Origin of the sequence: Kosakonia sp. S57 (genome assembly GCF_016516575.1) — a bacterium.
Lineage (GTDB): Bacteria > Pseudomonadota > Gammaproteobacteria > Enterobacterales > Enterobacteriaceae > Kosakonia > Kosakonia cowanii.
On sequence record NZ_JACVUL010000005.1, the window covers coordinates 217,758 to 238,300 of the forward strand.

Here is a 20,543-nt window from a genome sequence, read left to right on the forward strand (position 1 = left end):
CAAAACATGTTGTATTTACTGGTGATCAACAGGGCTTTGTCGTCTGAATAAGACGGCCGCCAATCGATTGAAATAGATCACTCTTTTTATTGCGGAGGTTTTATGTCATCTCACGAGGTTTTATCTAAAACAGTTCATATTCTATTTGCTGATGATGACAAGGCGTCTTTGTCGTCTGCAGCAGAAGAGGCTCAAGATGGTGAGGCGTTATTCTGTGAAGAGATGATTGACGTTGCGATCGATATTCCGCCGCGAAATCTCTCTGGAGTGAGCAGCGAATGCTTATCGCGGCAAACAGAAGAGGCACAACAGCTGAAAGCACGCCTACTTGAGGCCCTGAGCAGCAAAATGCCGCACCTCATCGAAAACCGACATCAGGGATATAACGGGCATAAGCCTGATGCGGCCGACATCCGGCGGATACAGGAGAAGCTACGGGCGGTGCAGGGTACATCTGTGCCGGAGACGCTTCTCGCCCCCGCTCACCATTTTCTCGACACCCTGTTATCGCTGTCGCAAAGCGACGATCCCGCCGTAAATGAAACAGAGCATTACGCCTTTGATTTAATGCACGCGATCTCCGATGCGCTGGATGCCATCACCGCCGCCGAAAAAGTTGGGCATCTGGAGTGGCAAGCGCAGGTTGCCGCAACGGTGGATGCGTATCGACATAAATTGCTCGCTGCACTCCCACAGGAACTCACCCAGCCTCAACAGGCTGAGGATTTACTTCTCTCCGCAAACAATGCGTCATGTGTGGAGTATCAGCGATTCGTTCAACTGAAACAGTCGCTTATGGCTGAAACCCGGCTGACCCGTCAGCGTCTGGCAGAATGCCTGCAACAGCAGGCCGACGTTATACAGAGTAATGCCCGTGATGCGCGGCTATTTGCGATGAAGATGTTACTCAGGCAAGGGGATCGCGCTGCGCCGGGGAGTGCTGAGCAACTTGCAGACTGGATGCAGGAGTATCTGGTCTTCGCGTACCCCATGCCCGGGGCTGATGGTGTGCCGCAAGGCAATCCGCAGGTGAGGGAGCGCAAACCTGGGGAGGAGCCCGATGATGTCCGGCTGGTTCGTCATATTCTGCACACTGGTAACATGCTTGGAAGCCTTGCTGCGAGGCTGAAGCAGGTACAAGAGCGTGTCACGCCTGACGATAAGAAAAAAGCGGCGGATAAACTGTGGCATCGCGCTGGGTGCCGGGGCAGAAATCTCACCCAGCTTGCAAAGCAGGCCGGCTCCGGCCCACACAATATCCTTACCAGAGTGAGCGCAGGGGAAAAGCCAACCTACAGCGAAGCGCTCAACCGTGCGGTAAGAGACAGCGCGTTGCTGCTGCTTGATGCAATTCAACACACAGAACGGCGAATTAAACAGATCCCTGTCGCCGCAGGGAGAGTGGCGGACGCAGTTGAGCAGTATCTGCAAGTGACTGAATCTTGCTCGGGTGATGAGGCGTTGCCGGCGCTCAATCATCTGCTCACACAAGAGCTGGAGGCTGAGGCAACGCGCTGGCACTCTGTCACACATCACGCGCAGCAGCAGCTGGAAGCGCTTATTGATCCTCTGGCTAAACCCACAGAAGAGGAGTGGGCAGACTTATTCCGCAGCGCTCAATTTGCAGCGCTTCGCGAGGCGGGCAGAGGAGAAGAGATCGAAAAACTCGATAAAATTCTCCGTCAAACCGCCGAAGGGTTAAGCCAGCTGGCATTACAAATGCAGGGCGCAGTGGTTCGCCTGGCGAAACTCGGTCACAGCGGCAGGATTGAATTTAATCACCATATTGCGCAGTGGTTAGTGGCGTTAAAGCGGATGAAAGCCGGGGTCAAAAATAGTGTCGTTGAGATAACGGGCCGCGCGCTGGGCAGTTTCTCTCACCGTGGGATGTTGGTGCGCGGCATAAGTGATTGGGCAACAGCGTTACGTCACGAGTACTTACGTGACGTCCACCCGCAAAACAAAACCGAAGCAGCCATCTTATTTGACCGAACGGTGCTGGAACTCATTAACGATAGCCGCAATCACTTGGCGAAAAAATCCGATCCGCAGGCTGAAGGTCTCATAAGCAGGCTAAAGCTCGCGCTTGAGCTTGCAGCAGAAGAGACCACGGCTTACCCGCCCACGCCGGAGGCGATCCTGGCCGGATCGCGAAGCCTGCCGGAGGATATCCAGCGCTGGGCTGAGAGAAAGGTAATCAGTAGCGCATTGTCAGCAGTACTGCGGGAAGGTTTTAGTCTGGCAACCGCACCATTTTCTCTACCCGTGCGCGTCGTGCTAAGGGAAGGACAAACAGAGGGGAAGAGTTCCCGTCGCGATTGCTTTATCAATAAAGCGTTATCGCCAATCGCGTTTCGTTTAACCATGTCACTGTCACCAACAGAAGAGCTGGGCGTCGCGGGCACGCCGCTCTATAAACAGCAGGGTGAGATCACAAAACAGATCCTTACGTTGCCGCAGACGCTGGCCTGGACGGCAGGGTTTGTCGGAACGGGGGCAGGGGTTAATGCTGCGGTGAGGCGTTGTATTGAGCAGGCACTGGTGTGGGAAGTTGAGAAATTCATGGCCGAAGCCGCTCTACAAGGTGAGCTGACGGCGCCCTTCGCAGAAGCAGATGAAAATTTACCGCCACGGCGAAAAAAACGCGCAGCCGGGTATCCTCAGGAACCCTCCGCGAAAGATTTTGATCTTGCGCCCGAACGGGAAACGGCACCTGATTTACAGCATGAGAGTGAAGTAAAAGAGGAGCCGGGTAATAAAGGTGCAACGGCTGCTTTATTATCTGATGTCAGGGGCTGGAGCGTACGGGGCGCTTATAATCTTGACCTCACTGGCTTACCCCGTGAAGGCGGTATTTACCAGCATGACGATGGGCATTTATATATTTATCTTGCCGGTCGCTTCTGGCCCTGCAAGAAATTGAGTGCCGATCTATACGGCGTGTTTGTTAGCGCGTGGGGTATGAAAAAAGTCGTTATAATCAGTGATGTTAATGGTCGCTGGGATTATGCAGATCAAACCGATGTGGAAAAGTTTAACGCCTTTATAGCTATCCAAAAAAACATTGCAGAATCTAACCTCGAATCTACCGCAAAAAAAAGGATTGATGAGTCTCTTGCTGCGGAGAACTTTATCTCCTGGGGCGATCTGATTCAACGGATAGTTAATATTATGAATAGGGAGTTTTATAATCTTTATTTGAACCCGGAGAATGAAAATCTTATCGGAATTATGATGCTCAGAAAAATGATTCTCGACACCCAGAGTGTGGCGGACGGGATCCTTAAAGGCAGAGCATATGAGAGCACGAATTTATCCTGGAATCAGCAACTGCTGTCTCACTATTGGGAAGCGTTTAATGTTGATATTACCGATGTCACTATATTAGCCACCGCGCACTATGCGCGCATCCTCGCCGATGACGCGCTGGCTAAATACAGTAAGCTTGATGAAAAGTTCTTCGAGAAAGAGAAGAAACGCCTGGCGAAAATTAATGCCAGCATCGCTGACTTGAAAAACAAAATATGGGAGGCAGAAGCTAATCCGCAAGAATATATTAGCGCCTCTCTTGCTACGGCTTTCTATGTAAGATATAGCAAAGATTTCACTACCGAGTTGAAGAAAAAGGAGGGTGAAAGGAGCGTTGTACAATCTATAGTGAACAGAATGCAGAAAAAAAGAGATGGCTACGGTGAGATTATTAAATCGTACAAGAAAAAATACCAGGGCTATGAAGAGGGAATGGCGCTTGGTGATAAAGCGTTTACCCAACGCCTTAGATTGCAGAATAATGAATCAGATATCATTACCGCCGCAAAAGAAGCCGTTGCCGAACTGGCGCTGAAGGAGGTTAAACTTCGGCAAAGCCTGCGCTTCGGTGATGGGGAGTGGGACAGCGAACAGATTGATACGCTTCGTATCGCCCGGGCAACGGTAAGAACAATACTGGTGCAACAACAAACGTATGTCGATCTGGTCGAAACTCTGGCAACGATAAATATTACAATACCCGCCGCCAGGGAGAGTTATGCTGATATTGTTTGGGCCAACAAAATGACTGAAGAGATCTACCCGACAATATTTGCTGATGAAGAAAATGCCGTAGCACGCGATCTTCTTCCCGCGATCCTGCACTGGATGCAGAGGAATAAAAAGAGTGTTTTGTATCTTAAAAATCTTCGTGCCCAGGAGATCATCGATAATTATGCAAAGCGACGTCACGAATTAAATCCATTAATGATTGAAAAGGATATTCCAGATGGGTATGCCTCATTATTCGAAATGTTGGGTAGAGAGTATTTTTCGAGCAAGTGGTATTACAACCAGCAATTTATTGAATACAAAAAAAAGTACAGCAGTTATGAAGCAAGCGAACGCGTTAGAGAGTTGCTGATTATTTCAGGTCTTTCCATTGAGGAAATTACCGCAACTGTCAAAAAAGCAATTCGACTTGATGTCAGGAAGAAAAATAACGTCAAAAATATCCATGCCGGAGAGCTTTTGTTTGTTCAGCTTGAAAACAATGATTGGGTCTTTTTCTCCCTTTTCCCAAATGCAACGTTTAGCCGACGCTTCACTGATGCGCAAATGCGAGGCAACCCGTGGCTGCAAACCATTGCCAATCTTGAAATAAAGAAAGTTCATAGTCACGGGCTGGAGAGTGTGTTTACCGAGGAGTTTTTTAAAAATCATTTTGGTCACGCAAATGAAAAAATTTATTGGGACAGCACACGACGTGCGGCGAAAGAAAAAGAGGAGCTAATTAATAAAATCCTTTATAACAAAGACGGTGATACGGAATATCCGAACCCCTTTGAGAACACTCACTTTGGCGGTACCGAGTACAATTTTTACAAACATGATGAAAAATCGAAGAGTAGTCTTGTCGCTATCCTGAACATCAGTATGAAAAATGCCCTCGATCGTTCAGCCAATAAACTTAAATCCGATCTTTATAAACCCTCTGCGTTGCATCGCATTGCGTCTCTTTTTATTCCATTCTATTCCGATATATACGGCTCGCTGACTGATGCAGAATATCGACCCGATGGTTATGCTCTTATGGCCGATATTTTTGCAGTGGTGTGCGTTGCGGCGCAGGCAGGTATGAAAATAGGCGCTCTGCTAAATAATGCGAAAGGGATCGCCACTATTGCACGAGAAGGGGTAACGAAAGGTTTAACCGGTAAGGGTTTATATAAGTTCATGATTCGCGAGATGGGGGAGCAGGTCGTTATTAACGCCATTAAATTAGGGAAAATAAGTGCTAACGCCATGTTTGATTTAGTCGATGCATTAATGTTACGCGATCTCTCAACCTATATTATGTCTAAAGTTCGCGCTAATATGATCTTTCATAATATTATTCCCGGTAAAACTGGCGCTGAAGAGGTGGGGAAAGAGTTTATTCGTGTCGATGTTGCGTTGAAAGATATGCATAAGCAGACTTTGCGCGGCGGTGAGGTCTATGTAAGCATCGCTCCGAAAACCAAGCTGCGTGTTTATTATATAGAAACAGCAAAGGGGATCTCTGAAGTTCGTTGGAGCCCGACAACCAAAGCATGGCGTACGGTTGATCCCAAAGACCCCTCAAATCCCGGTCAGATTATGCACCCTGAAAAAAACAAATGGGTCGTTACCTCAGTCACGGAAGGTGGCGGTATTCAACCTGAGATGGGTATACAGAGGTTGCGTAATGATTTACCAGATAAAAAAATTTCCTTTGATACCCAGCATGCAAAAGAAACTGAAGGAGTGGATGCGCGGGCCTTACTTGAAGAGCTTTACAGGCGTGATTCGACCAGACTGGCGATGGCTAATCCTGCAGAGCGAAGCAAATATTTAATGGCGCCCGTTGCCAATTTCTTGAGCGATCATGGCTTCGAAAACATCCGCTATCGTGGTATGGCTGTTTTTGTAGATTCTGTGGATCAAATGCCCGCAAATCACTTTGTTGTTATCGGTGCTAAAAATAATCGCGACTATGTTTTCGATCTCACGGCGGGAGCGTTCTCCAGAAAATATGATGAATTCAGTGGCCCTGTTATTCTTCCTGAAGAGTTGTGGGCGCAGAAATACGCAAATATTAACGGTGCCAGCCTGATTAAATATGCTGATTATAAATCCCGTGTAAAAGCGAATGAGATATTCGGTGCGTACAGCGAATATACTCATCATGGACCTGAAGCTATCATTCCCAATGCGAAAGTACTCAGGCGCCCTGAATGGTATTACCCCGATTCGGTAGCGGCAAATAACAGTGCTGAGGTAGTGAAAACTGCGGCGCTCTGGCCCGGTGCAGGAAATGAACTTATGTCATCGGTGCGCCGTAGCCAGAAGAGAACGGTCACCACTGACGATGCTGCGGATTACGCTGTGGATCTGCTCGAAAATAGTGAAATGCTGAATAAAGAAACGGCGAATTTACTCCGTCAAAGTTTGAAGAATATGAAAGAGGGGGGAATGGCGATCGCCGAAGTCACGGACCTGTTCAATACACCGCGGCAGATTACCTCTCAGCACGATCTCCTCTGTGTGGAAAAAGGGGAGATGCTGATTTTCTTCAGGACGAATACCGCTGCGCAGGCCTCACCGGCGCATTCGTTTCACACTATGGTCAGCGTCGGTAACGGACGTTTTGCCGGCATAAATAACAGCACGCTTGATAATGTGCTCACCGACGATCCCCGCATACTGCTGGCTGAGCAGCTCGGTGACTTTACAGGGAGCCAGGTCAAACGTCATGCAGACGGTGAAAAAGTGCAGATCTTCGCGGCCAGGCCGACAGGGCTTCTCATCGCGGAAAAACCTGCATTACGCGACATAACCAGCACGATTCCTGCTGACACGGACAGCATTAACGGGTTAACCGATTTGCTGGCAGAATCCGGGAAATTGTCGCCCGAACAGGCTCAGGAATTAGCGCGAGCGCTTCAGCCGGTGGTTAACAACCCCGCGCCTGTTTATGGCCAAATTGGCGCCATTGAAGAGGTGCTGGCTTCACCCGTGAGTATCAGAACCGAGGCCGAGATGATGGCTGTGCCGGAGGGGCACCTTGTTACCTTTATGCGCATCGGTAAATCAAATAGCGGTCATGTGATGTACAGCCTCGGCGATGGTGAGTTTGTCATTATCAATCCTGCAAAGCTCGATGCTTCATTAGCCGATAAAAGTGCAATCATTCACGCCAGCGATATCCCTTCCGACGTGCTGCGCCATAACATGGTTTCTGGCGGTGAAATTGCCCTGAAAAAAATGCGCGTTTCGGCGCTACTGGGTCAGGGGAGCGCATTTTCTGTAGAAGGTGGCACGCTGTCCATTAAAGCGATGGGGGGGCCCGGTGCGGTTAATAGCATGGATGCGCAGGAGCTGGCGGATACTATCCGCGGGTTAGCAAGAAGCGACGATTTTGCCGTTGATTTATCCAGGATAAATGAAATCAAGTTTTATAGTCACTTTGGTGCCTTTGGTTCGCTACCGGTGGGTAAAGCGCTGGCCTGGCTCCTGAATAAAAAGGTCACGGCGTATCCGATATTTTATAGCCCTAAATTACAGGGCAAAGAGGCGTTACTGTCGGAGGCCAGAACATTTCTTCCTGAGGATTTATCTGCAGATGAACTCGCTTTACTGGCTAAACAGCAAACACATAGTCATGAATTTTGGCAACATACTCGCTCATTATTCGGTGATAAAGCCGCAACGGAAAGTGTGGAGATGAGCAATGAACTTAAAGATCTTTTACTTAAAGTGGCTGATTATATTCGCGGCAAGATATCAATAGATGACTTTTTGGAGGGTATGCCTCACTTTACCAATGGATTGATGATTTTAAAGGTTGGTCTGAACATTCTTTATAATCATGAAGAGACCGATTTTGACGGCTACGTTTCGCTAACTTGTGATGTATTAGGCGCAAGCCGGTTCGGCATAGAGTTGATGATCCATTTTTTTGAAAAGTAACCCGCTGGCGGGATGGCTAAATGGTCGTTGTGAGTGCAGGAAGTATTACTCTCTTTTACCAGGGTAATACTTCCTTTTTTATGGCGACGATGAGAAGGGGATTACTTCTTCACTTCACAGCGTTTTACCACCGGGGGCGCAGGCAGAAGATATTTGCCGAGCGTGACCAGCACTACCGCAAAAATAATCACCCCCAGCGCCAGCCACTCAATTGAGGAGAGGTGCTCACCCGCAAAGGTCGTGCCGAGCAGCACCGCCACCACGGGGTTGACGTAGGCATAACTGGTGGCAACAGCGGGTGTGACATTGCGGATCAGATACATGTAGGCATTGATGGCGATAATTGAGCCGAACAGCGCCAGGTAGCCGACGGCAAAGAAACCCTCAATAGGCGGCACGGCGGCCAGGCGCTCGCCGCTGAGCGCGGAGGCGGCGAGCAGTACGATCCCGGCGGCCAGCATCTCAATTGCGCCAGCCATCATGCCGACCGGCAGTTCAATACGTGAGCCGTAGACGGAGCCAAACGCCCAACTGAGTGAGCCAATCAAAATCAGCCCGGCTCCCCACGGATTACCGCTTAAGTTCCCGCCGCTGTTAAGCATTACGATGCCAACCAGGCCAATGGCGATGCCCAGCCACTCCAGCTTGCGTGTGGCAATACCAAAAAAGCGGCTAAAGCAGAGGGTAAAGAGCGGCACCGTCGCTACCACCACCGCCGCGATGCCGGACGGGACATTCTGGTGCTCAGCAACGGTAACAAAACCATTGCCGACCGCCAGCAGCAGCACGCCAATCAGCGCTGCGTTAAGCAGTGGGCGCAGCGGCGGCAGCTTGTGACCGGTCAGCAGCAGCACGACGGTTAACAGCGTGCCGGCGCAGAAAAAGCGCGTCCCGGCCAGCATAAACGGCGGCCAGCTCTCAACGCCGATGCGGATAACAAAATATGTGGAACCCCAGATAATGTAGAGCGCAAAAAGCGCGCCAATCAGCGGTAAAACCTGCCTGAAACGCATAACCCACCACGGGAAAGGATAAGAGGCTTATAGTTAACGATAAAAGTATTTCCATGGCGAGGGGTTAATCACACCTCTGGTGTTAAATATTTGTTGACATTATGTTCGCTCATTCACCAAGGTTATTTTCGCCTGCTATCTTTTACCGCATACTGTTACACGTTCAACACTCGCTGGGCGGTTTGCGCAGCTTAATTAAAAAGGAAGACATTTTGGCAGGAAGTAGTCTATTAACCCTTCTCGATGATATCGCCACCTTGCTGGACGACATTTCGGTAATGGGAAAACTGGCGGCGAAGAAGACCGCGGGCGTGCTGGGGGACGATCTCTCCCTTAACGCACAACAGGTTACCGGCGTGCGCGCCAATCGTGAGTTACCGGTTGTCTGGGGCGTGGCGCGCGGCTCACTGCTCAATAAAGTGATCCTGGTACCGCTGGCGCTGCTGATCAGCGCCTTTATACCGTGGGCTATCACGCCATTACTGATGCTGGGCGGAGCCTATTTATGTTTCGAAGGGGTAGAGAAAGTGCTGCATACCTTCGAAGCGAGAAAACATAAAGAGAGCCCGCAAGCGCGGCAAAAGCGGCTGGAAGCGCTGGCGGCGCAAAACCCGCAGCAGTTTGAAAAAGATAAAATCAAAGGTGCCGTGCGCACAGACTTTATCCTCTCGGCGGAAATCGTCGCCATCACGCTGGGGATTGTCGCGGATGCGCCGCTGCTCAACCAGGTGCTGATCCTCTCCGGGATTGCGCTTTTAGTCACCATCGGTGTTTATGGCCTGGTGGGGATTATCGTCAAGCTGGATGATATGGGCTACTGGCTGGTGGAGAAGAGGGGCATGCTGGCGCAGGGGCTGGGCAAAGGGCTGCTGTTTGTCGCGCCGTGGCTGATGAAGATCCTGTCGGTGGTGGGCACGCTGGCGATGTTCCTTGTCGGCGGCGGCATTGTGGTTCACGGTATTCCGGCGCTACACCATGCGATTGAGCACTTCGCCAGCACGCAAAATGCGCTGGTGCAGGCAGTGGTGCCGATGGCGGCAAATCTGGTTATCGGTTTTGCTATCGGCGCGGTGGTGATCGCGGTAGTCAACGGCATCAAGCGCCTGCGTGGCGCGAAATAAGCCGCTCCTATTACGCAAAACGTAAAAACTTCGTCTATGGTGAAAACGTTTCACTCTGATTCAGGAGGCAGGTATGGTCTTTGTGGTCAGTGATGAGGTTCAGGCTAAAAAGGGTGGTCCGCGCATGATTGTCACCGGTTACGCCAGCGGTATGGTGGAGTGTCGGTGGTATGACGGCTATGGGGTCAAACGGGAAGCCTTTCGTGAAGATGAGCTAATGCCCGGCGAAGGGCAGCGCATTCACGAAGAAGCATAACCAACCAAACGCCCGGCTCTGCTGGGCGTTTTTCTTGGCAACCGGCGCGCGACAAAAGCAGTTAACCAGACTTTTCAGGGAGCCTCTGTGCGCCACTCCACCTTTAATCATCTGCCCAACAACGCCGGACGCTATTTCGATCCCACCTGGGTGGTTAACCTCTGTTTTGTGATCGTGATGGTCTGCTCGACCGTGCTCACCTGGCGCGAAGTGCTGGTGCTGGAGAACGCCTATGCAACGAGCCAGCGTAGCGCGCTGGAGAATGTCAGCAATGCGCTGGATATGCAGATGCAGGTCGGCGTTGAACGGCTGCTCTTCTTCCGCCACACCATGGAGGCGGCGCTGCAAACGCCGCTCGATCTTAATGTCCTGCGAAAACGCCACGGGGAGTTTGACAGCAAACGCGCATTGCCGCAGTGGCAGATTGGTCGCGATAACCAGCGCACGCTGCCGGTATATGGCGTGTCGGACTATTTTGTTGAACAAACGGCGCTGCTGACCCGCGATAACCCGAACCTGCACAATGAACTGACCGCAGCGATGGAGCTGGGCTACCTGTTTCGTCTCTCCACTCATGCGCAGATGCTGCCGCGTCGCGCCTGGTATATCTCCCGCGCCGGATTCTTTATTACGACGGATACTCAGGCCAGCGAAGAGGCCATTGTGCCTACCTATTACCGTCTGCTGATGCGCCCATGGTTTACCGGCCAGCAGAGGCAGCAGAACCACGGGCGTGGCGTACGCTGGTTCAGCGACCTGACGCCGGGCAGTGAGCATCATGGCGATGTCACGGCCAGCGTACCGCTCGATTATCAGGGCGACTGGCTGGGGGCGCTGGGAGTCAGTTTTTCCGTTGATGCCATTCACGCTCTGCTGATGCACGCCAATCCCGGTGGCGAGAGTGATGAGAAAGGCGACTATCTGCTCTATGACAGCCACTTTAAGCTGCTCACTACCACCTCGCTCGACGACAACGTGAAGCCCGCCTTTAACGCTGAAGAGCGCGCGCGGCTCAGTGCGGAGATAGCGAAAGATACCGTGGGCGGCCTGCGTCTCGGCGCACGCTACATCAGCTGGCAAAAAATGAAACATTTCGATGGCGTGCTGGTGCGTATCCACACTTTGCGCGAAGGGATCAGCGGCGATTTTGGCCGTATCAGCATTGCGATGGCGATTCTGTGGCTGCTGTTTATGACCATGCTGCTGGTGGCCTGGGGAGTGATCCGCCGGATGGTGAAGAATATGTACGCCATGCAGAATACGTTGCAGTGGCAGGCCTGGTACGATCCGTTAACAAGGCTCTGTAATCGCGGCGTGCTGTTTGAACGGGCAAAAATCCTCTCACAACAGGCGCGCATGCAACAGCAGCCCTTCGCGGTGATCCAGCTCGATCTCGATCACTTTAAAGAGGTTAATGACCGCTTTGGTCATCAGGCCGGGGATTTGGTGCTGTCGCATACCGCCGGGTTAATCAGCAGTAGCCTTGATGAGCAGCAGGTTGCCGGGCGCGTGGGCGGCGAGGAGTTCTGTATCCTTCTGCCGGGCTGCACGCTGGCTGAGGCCGCCGCGACAGGCGAGCGTATTCGCCAGCGTATCGCCAGCAAAGAGATCCTCATCCATAAGCATACGACCATTCGCATTAGCGCATCGCTGGGGGTTAGCGATGCGCTGGAAGAGGGGAACTATGATTTTGAACACCTGCAATCCGTTGCCGACCGACGTCTCTACCGGGCGAAGAATCAGGGGCGTAATCAGGTTTGCGCCGACGATGAGAGGCCGAACAGCTGATTAAGCCCCTCGCGCCAGCCCGCTGCGCCCTCAAGCTCGGTGTGGTAGACCCGCTCAGGGGTATCGCGGCGCACTGTCACACCTTCACGATTCAGCCCACGGACGACGATTGCGTAATCGACGCTGTCGAGCAGCGGCGCATCGTTCGGGCCATCACCCAGCCCGACGGTGGTAAAGCTTTTCCCGGTGTAGTGATGATATTGCCGCGTCAGCCAGTTCACCGCCTGATCTTTACCACCGCGCTCATCCAGCACGTGCCAGAAACGCGCCCCCTGCACGAAACGCAGACCGAGCTGCGATAACGCATCGTCAAACGCCGCCATTTCGGTATCGCTGTCGCGCCAGATGAGCGTTTCAGAAGCTTCCTGTAACTTTGCCAGCGCGGCTTGCGCAGGCGGTAGGCCTGTTACTTCCGCCAGTACGCTCTCATCGAGATCGGAAAAGGAGGTAAATTTCCACCCGTGCGTATTACGCAACTCATTCAGCACGCGGGCAATCTCTTCATGGGGGGCGCCGCTCATCAGACGCGGGTAGTGCTCATCATCGTGCCAGGAGTCATCAAGCTGAACTACCGCCCCGTTTTCCGCAATAAACGGCAAACCTTCGAGGCTCAATATCTTTTGCAGGGCAGCCATCTCGGCGGCGGTTTTACTGCTGCATAAAATGACTGGAATACCCTGCTCACGCAGACGGCTCAGCCAGCCGGCAGCGGCCTGCCATTCACCGGTATGGCTATCCATCAGGGTGCCGTCTACGTCGGTAAAAATCAGTAACGGATCGTCCAGGCTCGGCATTGTTGGCTCCTTGGAATCAATAGGGCACTGCATAGATTAATGGTGAGGGCTCCGGGGCTAAATGCCTGTTTTATCGATATATCTTGTCAGGGCAAATATTAGCCGATAGAGTGGGCTCTACATCAGATTCCCCTGATGTGCGAATTTTGTAAGTGCTTCTTGCGTAAGCAAGTTTCCCCGGTCGTTAACCGGCCGGGGTATTTCTTTAGCGGTTCGCTTCCGTAATGCTGAAGTCATGCACATCCAGCTCAAAGGCCTCCGCCAGCTCCCGCCACGTATGATACTCACGCCCGTCGACGCTGACGCGCTGCCCCTCATCGTCGTCAATGCGCCGGACTTCGCTTTCGCTGATCTCATTAATGGCCGCCAGCAGTGCATCGATATCTACCTGCACGTCACGCTTGGCCGTCTCGTCGTACTCTCTCACCGTTTTCATGCTATCACCTCATGGTTGCGTGCTGAGCTTAAGTATAGACGCCAGAAAAAAGGTCACGCTTATGGCACGGGCTGCCAGCCTGCGCGTTTTGATCTACACTGGCGTAAATGTGACTGGAGGAGTGATTATGAAGGTTAACGATCGGGTTACGGTCAAAACGGACGGAGGTCCACGCCGTCCGGGTGTTGTGCTGGCTGTTGAAGCATTCAATGAGGGTACGATGTACCTGGTTGCTCTTGAAGATTACCCGCTCGGTATCTGGTTCTTTAATGAAAAAGATCACCCGGATGGGGTTTTCGTCGAGCTGGCTGAATAATTTATCGCCCTCCATTGCGGAGGGTAGATATAAGAATTGTGTCTTACCGCATATTCACAAATATACCGTTAGTAACATTATCTGTTAGCCGCACTACATGATAGATGACTTGTTTATTGTGCGTTTTAATCTTCCTTTTAATATTTCCTTTATGTGACGATACCGTTTTAGCTTTAATATTCATCTGATCGGATATTTGAATAGTATCTTGTCCTGACATCCACATTTTTAACATGCTGGATTCTGTCCGACTCAATGAAAGTGTTGGCAGATTGATAGTACCGATACTTTTTTTCTCTTTGCTCAAATAATCGCCCAAAATATTGTCCAGCGACTCAGGTTTTATCGATTTTGAGCTAATTAACAAGTTCTTACGGACTAACAGGTACTCATCAAAATGGATATTGGCGATGGCCATAAACACGATAAACAGTGTACGGGGATGCTGATTAATGACCTGCTTTATATGCTGACTGCTGCTTGGATCATGGATAAAGCAGTCTTCATTAATAAACACCACGGAAGGTTGAAATGTGGCGCAAGCTAATTCGAGTTCATCAACAGATTGCACGTCGTTGATATCTCGTTTTTTTACTCCCCGGCTTGTCAGATACCCTGTTAATCCCAACCGGGTATAACTGCATAAATCCATAATAATCGTTGACATGGCATACCCTCACTCAATGCGTAACGATAATTCACCACCCGCCAGAAGCTTCAGAAGCCATACAGGAATATATTACTGAAGTGCATGGGAAGACCTCAGGCGAATCCACTATCCCGTAAAGTTACGTATAATTTGCCAGGAATCATCTTAAAGTAAAGTAAATGTTGCGTTCTGTGAGAATGCTAAAAACAAATAAGCCGCGCCAGGGTTATCCTGGTGACTGTTTTTAAAATTTCACTTTAGGATTATCCTCAGGATGACACTGCAAAGCGGAGGGGTACTATCTCTGCGGCAGTTCGCTGACGATATCTGCCAGCAGATCGAAGATCTCACTGAAGAGACGTTCGCAGAAGGGCGCGATCAGCGGCATCATTGCCGAGATGAGCAGAATACCGACGCTCAATGTGACAGGGAAACCGATAACAAACACCGACAGCTGCGGTGCCATACGGTTCAGCAAACCAAGGGAGAGGTTGATGGTCAGTAACAGGGTAATAATCGGCAGCGCCAGCATTAAGCCATTGATAAAAATCATCCCCGCTGCGCGCGTCAGCGCCAGATACGCATTACTGTTGACCGGGTTACCGCCGATCGGCAGAGTGTGAAACGTGTCGACCAGCATCGAAATCAGCCACAGATGGCCGTTAAAAGTCATAAACAGCAGCAGCGCCAGCATATCGAGAATGCGCGCCAGCACCGGCATGTTTAAGTGGCTGGTCGGGTCGACAAAGGTGGCAAACGACAGCCCCATCTGCAGGCCAATCAGTTCACCGGCGAGACGAATCGTGGCAAAGGCGAACTGCATGGTGAAGCCGAGCGCAATGCCGATCAGAATCTGTTGCATTCCTACCCATAACGCGGCGGGCGCAAAGATACCGATATCAGGCGTGTCCGGCAGCGTCGGGGCAATAACAATGGTGATCAGAATCCCCAGCCCGACTTTAATGCGGCGGGGAATGCGCGATTCGCTCAGGATCGGCGCGGTCATGATCAGCGCCATCACGCGCAGCAGCGGCCAGAAGTACATACTGATCCAGTGCAGCCACTGGTCGCTGGTGACGTTCAACATAGGCCGGGTTACCCGATGATGTAAGGAATGTTGTTGAACAGGGTACGCATGTAATCAAGCAGCAGATTCAGCATCCACGGCCCGGCTACTACGATGGTGACAAACACGGCAATGATCTTCGGAATAAACGACAGGGTCATTTCGTTGATCTGCGTCGCCGCCTGCAAAATGCTGATCACCAGACCGGTAATCAGGGCAATCAGCAGTAGCGGAGAGGCGAGGGCAAGGGCGACTTTCATCGCCTCGGTGCCCATCATCATGACCGATTCGGGTGTCATTGCCGCTCCTAACTGTAAAAGCTTTGCGCCAGCGAACCGACCAGCAACTGCCAGCCATCCACCAGTACAAACAGCATTAATTTAAACGGCAGCGCAATGGTCGCGGGCGGCACCATCATCATCCCCAGCGCCATCAGCACGCTTGCGATCACCAGGTCGATAATCAAAAACGGAATAAAGATGGTAAAGCCAATCTGGAATGCGGTCTTCAGTTCGCTGGTGACGTACGCCGGCAGCAGAATACGCATTGGCACTGCTTCCGGGCCTTCGATCGGCGCGCTGTTAGCGAGACGGGCGAAGAGTGCCAGGTCAGCCTGACGGGTCTGGCGCAGCATAAACTCGCGCAGCGGTTGTGCTCCACGCTCCAGCGCGACATCCACGGAGATTTTGTTCTCGCTGAATGGCTGATAGGCGTCGGCGTAAATCTTATCGATCACCGGCGACATAATAAAAAAGGTGAGAAACAGCGCCAGCCCGAGCAGCACCTGGTTCGGCGGCGCGGAGGGCGTGCCGAGGGCGTTACGCAGCAGGCCAAACACGATGATGATGCGGGTAAAACTGGTCATCATCAGCAGAATGGCGGGCAGGAAGGTGAGCGAGGTGATAAACACCAGCGTCTGCACCGGCAGCGACCAGGATTGACCGCCACCCGCCATCGGCTGGCTGATAAGGCCCGGCAACTGGGCAAATGCGGCAGGCGCCGCCAGCCACAACCCGGCGGCGGCGATAGATAACAAACGGCGCATCACGATCTCCCGGAACGCTTAAGCAGATTCTTCATCACGGCCTGAAAATCGACGTTTTTCTCGTTCACAGCGTCACTGTCGACGGGGGCGGGAGGAAGTTTGTGCAACAAATTGATGTGGGTGGGCGTTACGCCCAGAACCAGACGTGCATCTTCAACATCGACGATCACCACGCGCTCACGCGTGCCGACCGCGGCGCTGGCGGTGACTTTTAATCCCCGGCTGCTGGCGGTCTTACCGCCAAAGCCGAAGCGTTTGGCCAGCCACGCCACGAGTAAAATCACGGCGATGATGCCAAACAGGGCGCCACTCACCTGGATAAGTGGCGAACCGGAAACGGCGGACGGTTGCGAAACCGTGGCCTGTGTCTTCATACGTGCCTCAGCGGCTCAAACGACGCATACGCTCGGACGGGGTGATGATATCGGTAATGCGTACGCCATATTTATCGGCGACCACCACCACTTCACCCTGTGCAATCAAATAACCGTTGATCAGGATATCCAGCGGCTCTCCCGCCAGACCGTCAAGGGCAACCACCGAACCCTGCGTCAGGCGCAGCAGCTCTTTGATGGTCATCCGGGTACGGCCCAGTTCGACGGTCAGCTTCACCGGGATATCCATAATCAGATCGATATCCTGCAGATTGCCGCCCACTTCGCCACCGCCCAGCTGCTGGAACACGGCATCGGCCGCGCTCTTGGTTGCCGGCGGGTTCTTTTGTTCGTTCAACGCGTCAGCCCACAGATCGTCCAGTGCTCCGTTGTTGTCATCGGACGGATTGTTCATATCACTCATTTGGGCTGTTCCTCATTCAGCGAATTCAAAATCGGGTTTATCAAGTGCTCTACACGTAACGCATATTGTCCGTTGACCGTGCCGTACTGGCTGGTAAGCACCGGTACGCCGTCCACATGAGCGATAATGCGATCGGGTTTATCAATCGGCAGCACATCGCCGGGTTTGAGCTTAAGTATCTGCGACAGGCGCAGGGGAATGTCGGCGAAATTGGCAATCAAATTCAGCTCAGAGTGCTGAACCTGGCGCACCAGGTTGTCACGCCAGTTCTGGTCCTCATTACGTGAGTTCTCCAGCGGCGGGTTCACCAGTGTTTCGCGCAGCGGTTCAATCATGCTGAACGGCAGACAGATATTAAACTCACCTGTCAGGTTACCGATCTCAACATGGAACGGCGTATTCACAACGATATCGTTGGGCGACGTGGTGATGTTGGTAAACTTCACCTGCATCTCAGAACGCACATACTCGACATCCAGCGGGTGAATCGCTTTCCACGCGTCGCTGTAGCCTTCAAGCGCCAGCTTCAGCATGCGGTTAATCACGCGCTGTTCGGTGTGCGTAAATTCGCGGCCTTCTACCTTAGTCGGAAAACGCCCGTCGCCACCAAACAAGTTATCCACTGCGATAAACACCAGGCTCGGCGAGAAAACAAACAGGCCGGTACCGCGCAGGGGTTTTAAGTGGATCAAGTTAAGGTTAGTCGGTACGGGTAAGTTACGCGCAAACTCATGATAGGGCTGAATGCGGATCGCGCCGACGGTGATGTCCGGGCTACGACGCAGCAGGTTGAACAACCCCATACGGAACTGGCGCGCGAAACGTTCGTTGATGATCTCCAGCGCCTGCAGACGTTCACGAACGACGCGGCGCTGGGTATTCGGGTCATAGGGGCGAATATCGCTATCGCCTGTTTTACCCGGTTTCGGATCATCGCTGTTATCGCTGTCGCCGTTGAGTAGCGCATCGATTTCTGCCTGAGAAAGAATACTATCGCCCATGTCTTTACCGCAAAATGAAAGCTGTATAAAGAACGTCAGTGACTTCCTGCTTCGGTTGTCCTGGCACTAGTGGCGTTGCGATTGTCTCTTTAATCGCGTTAGCAAGGTTCTGCTTGCCTTCGTTGGTCGCAAGTTGTGCGGCATCCTGACGTGAGAAGAGCATCAGCAGGCGGCTACGTACTTCCGGCAGATATTCGCTCAGTCGTGCACGCGTGGCGTCATCTTTCAGACGCAGCGTAATGCCGACGTAAAGCACGCGATCCGCATCGCCCAGGTTCACCGTAAAGGTGTCGAGTGCGAAAAAGACCGGTGCCGGCGGCGGTGGCGCTTCTACCTTGGCATCAGCCGCAGGTTTTTGCTGCATACGCCAGTAACTATAGCCAGCCGCGGCGCATGCCGCGAGTGTGATTAAAACCAGCAGCGGGATCCAGATAGAGCGCTTGCGTTTTTTTGTGATAGCGGAGTCAGTCATCTGATACGGGCTTCCTGTTAACAGCTTATGCGATGATTATCCCGTGTCCTGCTCCGGTCAAAGGGTGGAAAAGACGGGGATAATCATGCTACCTCTGCCGTTTAGGCGAAGATATCGACTGCGCCAGTGCCGCGAGCGGCGGATTGCAGGCTGGCCGGCGCAACGATGGCTTCATCTTCTTCGCCGCCAAACGTGCCATTATTGCCGGTACGCGAAGGCTGCTGTTGCTGCTGAGAGGCCTGCTGTTGCTGGCCTGCGAAGCTTTCGCTGCTGATATAGCTCTGGCCAAGCTGGATGCCGTTCTCCGCAAGAGAGGTACGCAGCATCGGCAGCGCCGCTTCCAGTGCCTGACGCACATGGCTGTGGGCGGATACCATCTGCAGCTGCGCCTGGTTATCTTCAAGCTTAATTGAGATTTGCACCTGGCCCAGATCTTCCGGATGCAGATGCAGCTCGGCACTCTGCTGGCCCTGGCGGGTAAAGAGCGTTACGTGCTGGCTAATATTCTGCTGCCACTCGTGGCTGCCCAGCGGGGCGCTGATAACCGACGCGGCCACCGGGGCGCTGGCCTGCGCGCCGCTGACGGCGCTCGACACCGGTGCCATGCTGGCGGTGGTGTTGGTGGTCTGCAGCGCAGCCGTTTCATGCTCGCGTTTAACGGTGAAGGTTGAGGCGATCGGCGCATTTTGCTGACCATCGTCTGCCGCTTTAAACGGTACGCCGTTCGCTGCGGTATCCGCTTTCCCATTGCGGCGCGGCTGATCGCTATCCACGGCGTCGCTCAGCGTGCGGCCTGCAAGCGCGCTTTTCGCACTTGCGCCAGCATCAATAGAGGCGGTCGTTGCCGTCGGTTTTGCCTCTGAACTGAGCTGCGCTGCTTGTTGATGCGGCAGCATCGCCATCAGGGCGCTCAGCCCGGCTAAATCTTCATTTGGGGTGTCGCTGTCGGCTTTGACATCGCTGGCTTTCGCCGTTTTGCTTAACGCGGCGAGGAGATCGGTTTTCGCCGCAGGCGACAGGCCGGAGAAGAGTTTCGCAATCTCTTCATCGCTCTGAGCGCTGGCAACGATATCCGCTTTTGCATCCTGGCGTGCCAGCAGATCCGCCAGCTTCTGCGCCGGGGTTTGCGCGCGTGCGTCACCGCCAGCCGCCGCGACAGCAGCATCGTTGATTGAACCTTTTGCCAGCTTGCCGCTCAGGGCAGCCGCCTGCAGATCGGCAAGCGTCACCGGGGCATCGCTACCCGGGCGTTGCACGCCGGAGAGCGCGCCGGTCAGCAGACCGAGAAAATCTTGTGCGCCATCAGCGCCTGCTTTACCCGCTGATGCGCCGGTTGCGACATCATCGGTTTGAGTAACTACCAGTTTTGGCAGAGTGATCATTCTGTTTTCCTCGATGACGCTCGTTGTGCAAACTCATCCATTTTTTTCTGATCAAGACGGTTTTCCGCCAGCAACGCCGCGGCGCTCTGACGATCCTGCAGGGTTTGCCAGGCTTGTAAACGCTGTTTCTTCTCGCGCCAGCAGCCGAGCGCGAAATCGACTTTCTCGTTCCAGTGCTTCAGCTGCAGACGATGTTGTTCAATGGCTTTCTCCAGCGTCTGAATAAACTGCTGGTAGTTCTGCCAGCGCTGGTTATCGATCCCCTGGCTCATGGTGTTGTTCAGGCTGTTGCGGTATTCATGCTGATAATCGATCAACATTTTTAACTGCTCTTCAGCCTGCTGGCAGGCGCGTCGCATCTCACCCAGTTTCAGTGCGGCGTCGTCGACCTCTTTTTCCGCCAGATCCTTTAGCGTCGTTAATGCGCTGTTTTGCGTCATAAAGTCA

Annotated in this window: 18 protein-coding genes; 5 read left to right on the forward strand and 13 right to left on the reverse strand. The window is 52.6% G+C overall.

All coding sequences use genetic code 11. The features are described from left to right. Nucleotides 1–102 precede the first annotated feature (102 nt). Nucleotides 103–7,959: a hypothetical protein gene (locus tag IAE48_RS07130; protein ID WP_200133922.1), complete on the forward strand. Its 7,857-nt coding sequence runs from the start codon at nt 103–105 to the stop codon at nt 7,957–7,959. A gap of 101 nt (nt 7,960–8,060) precedes the next feature. Here IAE48_RS07130 and yedA read toward each other — a convergent pair whose 3' ends face one another. Then, complete coding sequence (yedA, locus tag IAE48_RS07135) at nt 8,061–8,972, reverse strand: drug/metabolite exporter YedA (protein ID WP_200133923.1); 912 nt, start codon at nt 8,970–8,972, stop codon at nt 8,061–8,063. A 212-nt stretch (nt 8,973–9,184) separates the two neighbouring features. Here yedA and IAE48_RS07140 point away from each other — a divergent pair, with 212 nt between their 5' ends. The 3 genes from IAE48_RS07140 (at nt 9,185) to dgcQ (ending at nt 12,137) form a co-directional block, all read left to right on the forward strand. After that, nucleotides 9,185–10,093, forward strand: a complete 909-nt coding sequence (locus IAE48_RS07140) for a DUF808 domain-containing protein (RefSeq protein ID WP_200133924.1) — start codon at nt 9,185–9,187, stop codon at nt 10,091–10,093. Between the two features lie 73 nt (nt 10,094–10,166). After that, entirely contained in the window at nt 10,167–10,349 is a 183-nt protein-coding gene (locus IAE48_RS07145) for a YodC family protein (protein WP_042717206.1), read from the forward strand. An 87-nt stretch (nt 10,350–10,436) separates the two neighbouring features. Beyond that, nucleotides 10,437–12,137 carry a cellulose biosynthesis regulator diguanylate cyclase DgcQ gene (gene dgcQ, locus IAE48_RS07150; protein WP_200133925.1) on the forward strand — a complete coding sequence of 567 codons (1,701 nt, stop codon included), beginning with the start codon at nt 10,437–10,439 and terminating at the stop codon, nt 12,135–12,137. Here dgcQ and IAE48_RS07155 read toward each other — a convergent pair. Both IAE48_RS07155 and yodD read right to left on the reverse strand, forming a co-directional pair. Continuing rightward, the gene (locus IAE48_RS07155) at nt 12,101–12,931 is read right to left on the reverse strand and encodes a mannosyl-3-phosphoglycerate phosphatase-related protein (RefSeq protein ID WP_200133926.1); all 831 of its coding nucleotides are present in this window, start codon (nt 12,929–12,931) and stop codon (nt 12,101–12,103) included. The genes dgcQ and IAE48_RS07155 overlap by 37 nt on opposite strands. A 205-nt stretch (nt 12,932–13,136) precedes the next feature. Beyond that, nucleotides 13,137–13,367 (reverse strand): YodD family peroxide/acid resistance protein, encoded by a 231-nt coding sequence (gene yodD / locus IAE48_RS07160; RefSeq protein WP_023479164.1) that lies wholly within the window; start codon nt 13,365–13,367, stop codon nt 13,137–13,139. A 127-nt stretch (nt 13,368–13,494) separates the two neighbouring features. Between yodD and dsrB the strand changes: the two genes are divergently transcribed. Beyond that, a complete protein-coding gene (gene dsrB, locus IAE48_RS07165) occupies nt 13,495–13,683 on the forward strand; it encodes a protein DsrB (RefSeq protein WP_042718106.1) in 189 nt (62 codons plus the stop codon). A 43-nt stretch (nt 13,684–13,726) separates the two neighbouring features. Here dsrB and rcsA read toward each other — a convergent pair whose 3' ends face one another. The 10 genes from rcsA to fliJ form a co-directional block, all read right to left on the reverse strand. Next, entirely contained in the window at nt 13,727–14,350 is a 624-nt protein-coding gene (rcsA, locus tag IAE48_RS07170; protein WP_076770094.1) for a transcriptional regulator RcsA, read from the reverse strand. A gap of 280 nt (nt 14,351–14,630) precedes the next feature. Next, complete coding sequence (gene fliR, locus IAE48_RS07175; RefSeq protein ID WP_023479183.1) at nt 14,631–15,419, reverse strand: flagellar biosynthetic protein FliR; 789 nt, start codon at nt 15,417–15,419, stop codon at nt 14,631–14,633. Between the two features lie 8 nt (nt 15,420–15,427). Beyond that, nucleotides 15,428–15,697: a flagellar biosynthesis protein FliQ gene (gene fliQ / locus IAE48_RS07180; protein ID WP_023479157.1), complete on the reverse strand. Its 270-nt coding sequence runs from the start codon at nt 15,695–15,697 to the stop codon at nt 15,428–15,430. A gap of 8 nt (nt 15,698–15,705) precedes the next feature. Continuing rightward, nucleotides 15,706–16,443: a flagellar type III secretion system pore protein FliP gene (fliP, locus tag IAE48_RS07185; RefSeq protein WP_023479117.1), complete on the reverse strand. Its 738-nt coding sequence runs from the start codon at nt 16,441–16,443 to the stop codon at nt 15,706–15,708. Beyond that, nucleotides 16,443–16,817, reverse strand: coding sequence for a flagellar biosynthetic protein FliO (gene fliO, locus IAE48_RS07190; RefSeq protein WP_054803161.1), 375 nt, complete (start codon nt 16,815–16,817; stop codon nt 16,443–16,445). The genes fliP and fliO overlap by 1 nt, the downstream gene beginning before the upstream one ends. A 7-nt stretch (nt 16,818–16,824) precedes the next feature. After that, nucleotides 16,825–17,241, reverse strand: a complete 417-nt coding sequence (gene fliN / locus IAE48_RS07195; protein ID WP_023479148.1) for a flagellar motor switch protein FliN — start codon at nt 17,239–17,241, stop codon at nt 16,825–16,827. After that, nucleotides 17,238–18,242 carry a flagellar motor switch protein FliM gene (gene fliM, locus IAE48_RS07200; protein ID WP_054803160.1) on the reverse strand — a complete coding sequence of 335 codons (1,005 nt, stop codon included), beginning with the start codon at nt 18,240–18,242 and terminating at the stop codon, nt 17,238–17,240. The genes fliN and fliM overlap by 4 nt, the downstream gene beginning before the upstream one ends. A gap of 4 nt (nt 18,243–18,246) precedes the next feature. Beyond that, a complete protein-coding gene (fliL, locus tag IAE48_RS07205) occupies nt 18,247–18,714 on the reverse strand; it encodes a flagellar basal body-associated protein FliL (protein WP_042712913.1) in 468 nt (155 codons plus the stop codon). Between the two features lie 101 nt (nt 18,715–18,815). After that, complete coding sequence (gene fliK, locus IAE48_RS07210) at nt 18,816–20,096, reverse strand: flagellar hook length control protein FliK (RefSeq protein WP_200133927.1); 1,281 nt, start codon at nt 20,094–20,096, stop codon at nt 18,816–18,818. Beyond that, on the reverse strand, nt 20,093–20,536 hold the full coding sequence (gene fliJ, locus IAE48_RS07215; RefSeq protein WP_042712910.1) for a flagellar export protein FliJ: 444 nt from the start codon (nt 20,534–20,536) through the stop codon (nt 20,093–20,095). Before fliJ ends, fliK begins: the two co-directional genes overlap by 4 nt. Nucleotides 20,537–20,543: the final 7 nt, after the last annotated feature.

Excerpts from the sequence above, each read along its gene's own strand:
- IAE48_RS07130 (WP_200133922.1), top strand. The coding sequence starts at position 103 with ATGTCATCTCACGAGGTTTTATCTAAAACAGTTCATATTCTATTTGCT.
- yedA (WP_200133923.1), bottom strand. The coding sequence starts at position 8,972 with ATGCGTTTCAGGCAGGTTTTACCGCTGATTGGCGCGCTTTTTGCGCTC.
- IAE48_RS07145 (WP_042717206.1), top strand. The coding sequence starts at position 10,167 with ATGGTCTTTGTGGTCAGTGATGAGGTTCAGGCTAAAAAGGGTGGTCCG.
- IAE48_RS07155 (WP_200133926.1), bottom strand. The coding sequence starts at position 12,931 with ATGCCGAGCCTGGACGATCCGTTACTGATTTTTACCGACGTAGACGGC.
- yodD (WP_023479164.1), bottom strand. The coding sequence starts at position 13,367 with ATGAAAACGGTGAGAGAGTACGACGAGACGGCCAAGCGTGACGTGCAG.
- dsrB (WP_042718106.1), top strand. The coding sequence starts at position 13,495 with ATGAAGGTTAACGATCGGGTTACGGTCAAAACGGACGGAGGTCCACGC.
- rcsA (WP_076770094.1), bottom strand. The coding sequence starts at position 14,350 with ATGTCAACGATTATTATGGATTTATGCAGTTATACCCGGTTGGGATTA.
- fliR (WP_023479183.1), bottom strand. The coding sequence starts at position 15,419 with ATGTTGAACGTCACCAGCGACCAGTGGCTGCACTGGATCAGTATGTAC.
- fliQ (WP_023479157.1), bottom strand. The coding sequence starts at position 15,697 with ATGACACCCGAATCGGTCATGATGATGGGCACCGAGGCGATGAAAGTC.
- fliP (WP_023479117.1), bottom strand. The coding sequence starts at position 16,443 with ATGCGCCGTTTGTTATCTATCGCCGCCGCCGGGTTGTGGCTGGCGGCG.
- fliO (WP_054803161.1), bottom strand. The coding sequence starts at position 16,817 with ATGAAGACACAGGCCACGGTTTCGCAACCGTCCGCCGTTTCCGGTTCG.
- fliN (WP_023479148.1), bottom strand. The coding sequence starts at position 17,241 with ATGAGTGATATGAACAATCCGTCCGATGACAACAACGGAGCACTGGAC.
- fliM (WP_054803160.1), bottom strand. The coding sequence starts at position 18,242 with ATGGGCGATAGTATTCTTTCTCAGGCAGAAATCGATGCGCTACTCAAC.
- fliL (WP_042712913.1), bottom strand. The coding sequence starts at position 18,714 with ATGACTGACTCCGCTATCACAAAAAAACGCAAGCGCTCTATCTGGATC.
- fliK (WP_200133927.1), bottom strand. The coding sequence starts at position 20,096 with ATGATCACTCTGCCAAAACTGGTAGTTACTCAAACCGATGATGTCGCA.
- fliJ (WP_042712910.1), bottom strand. The coding sequence starts at position 20,536 with ATGACGCAAAACAGCGCATTAACGACGCTAAAGGATCTGGCGGAAAAA.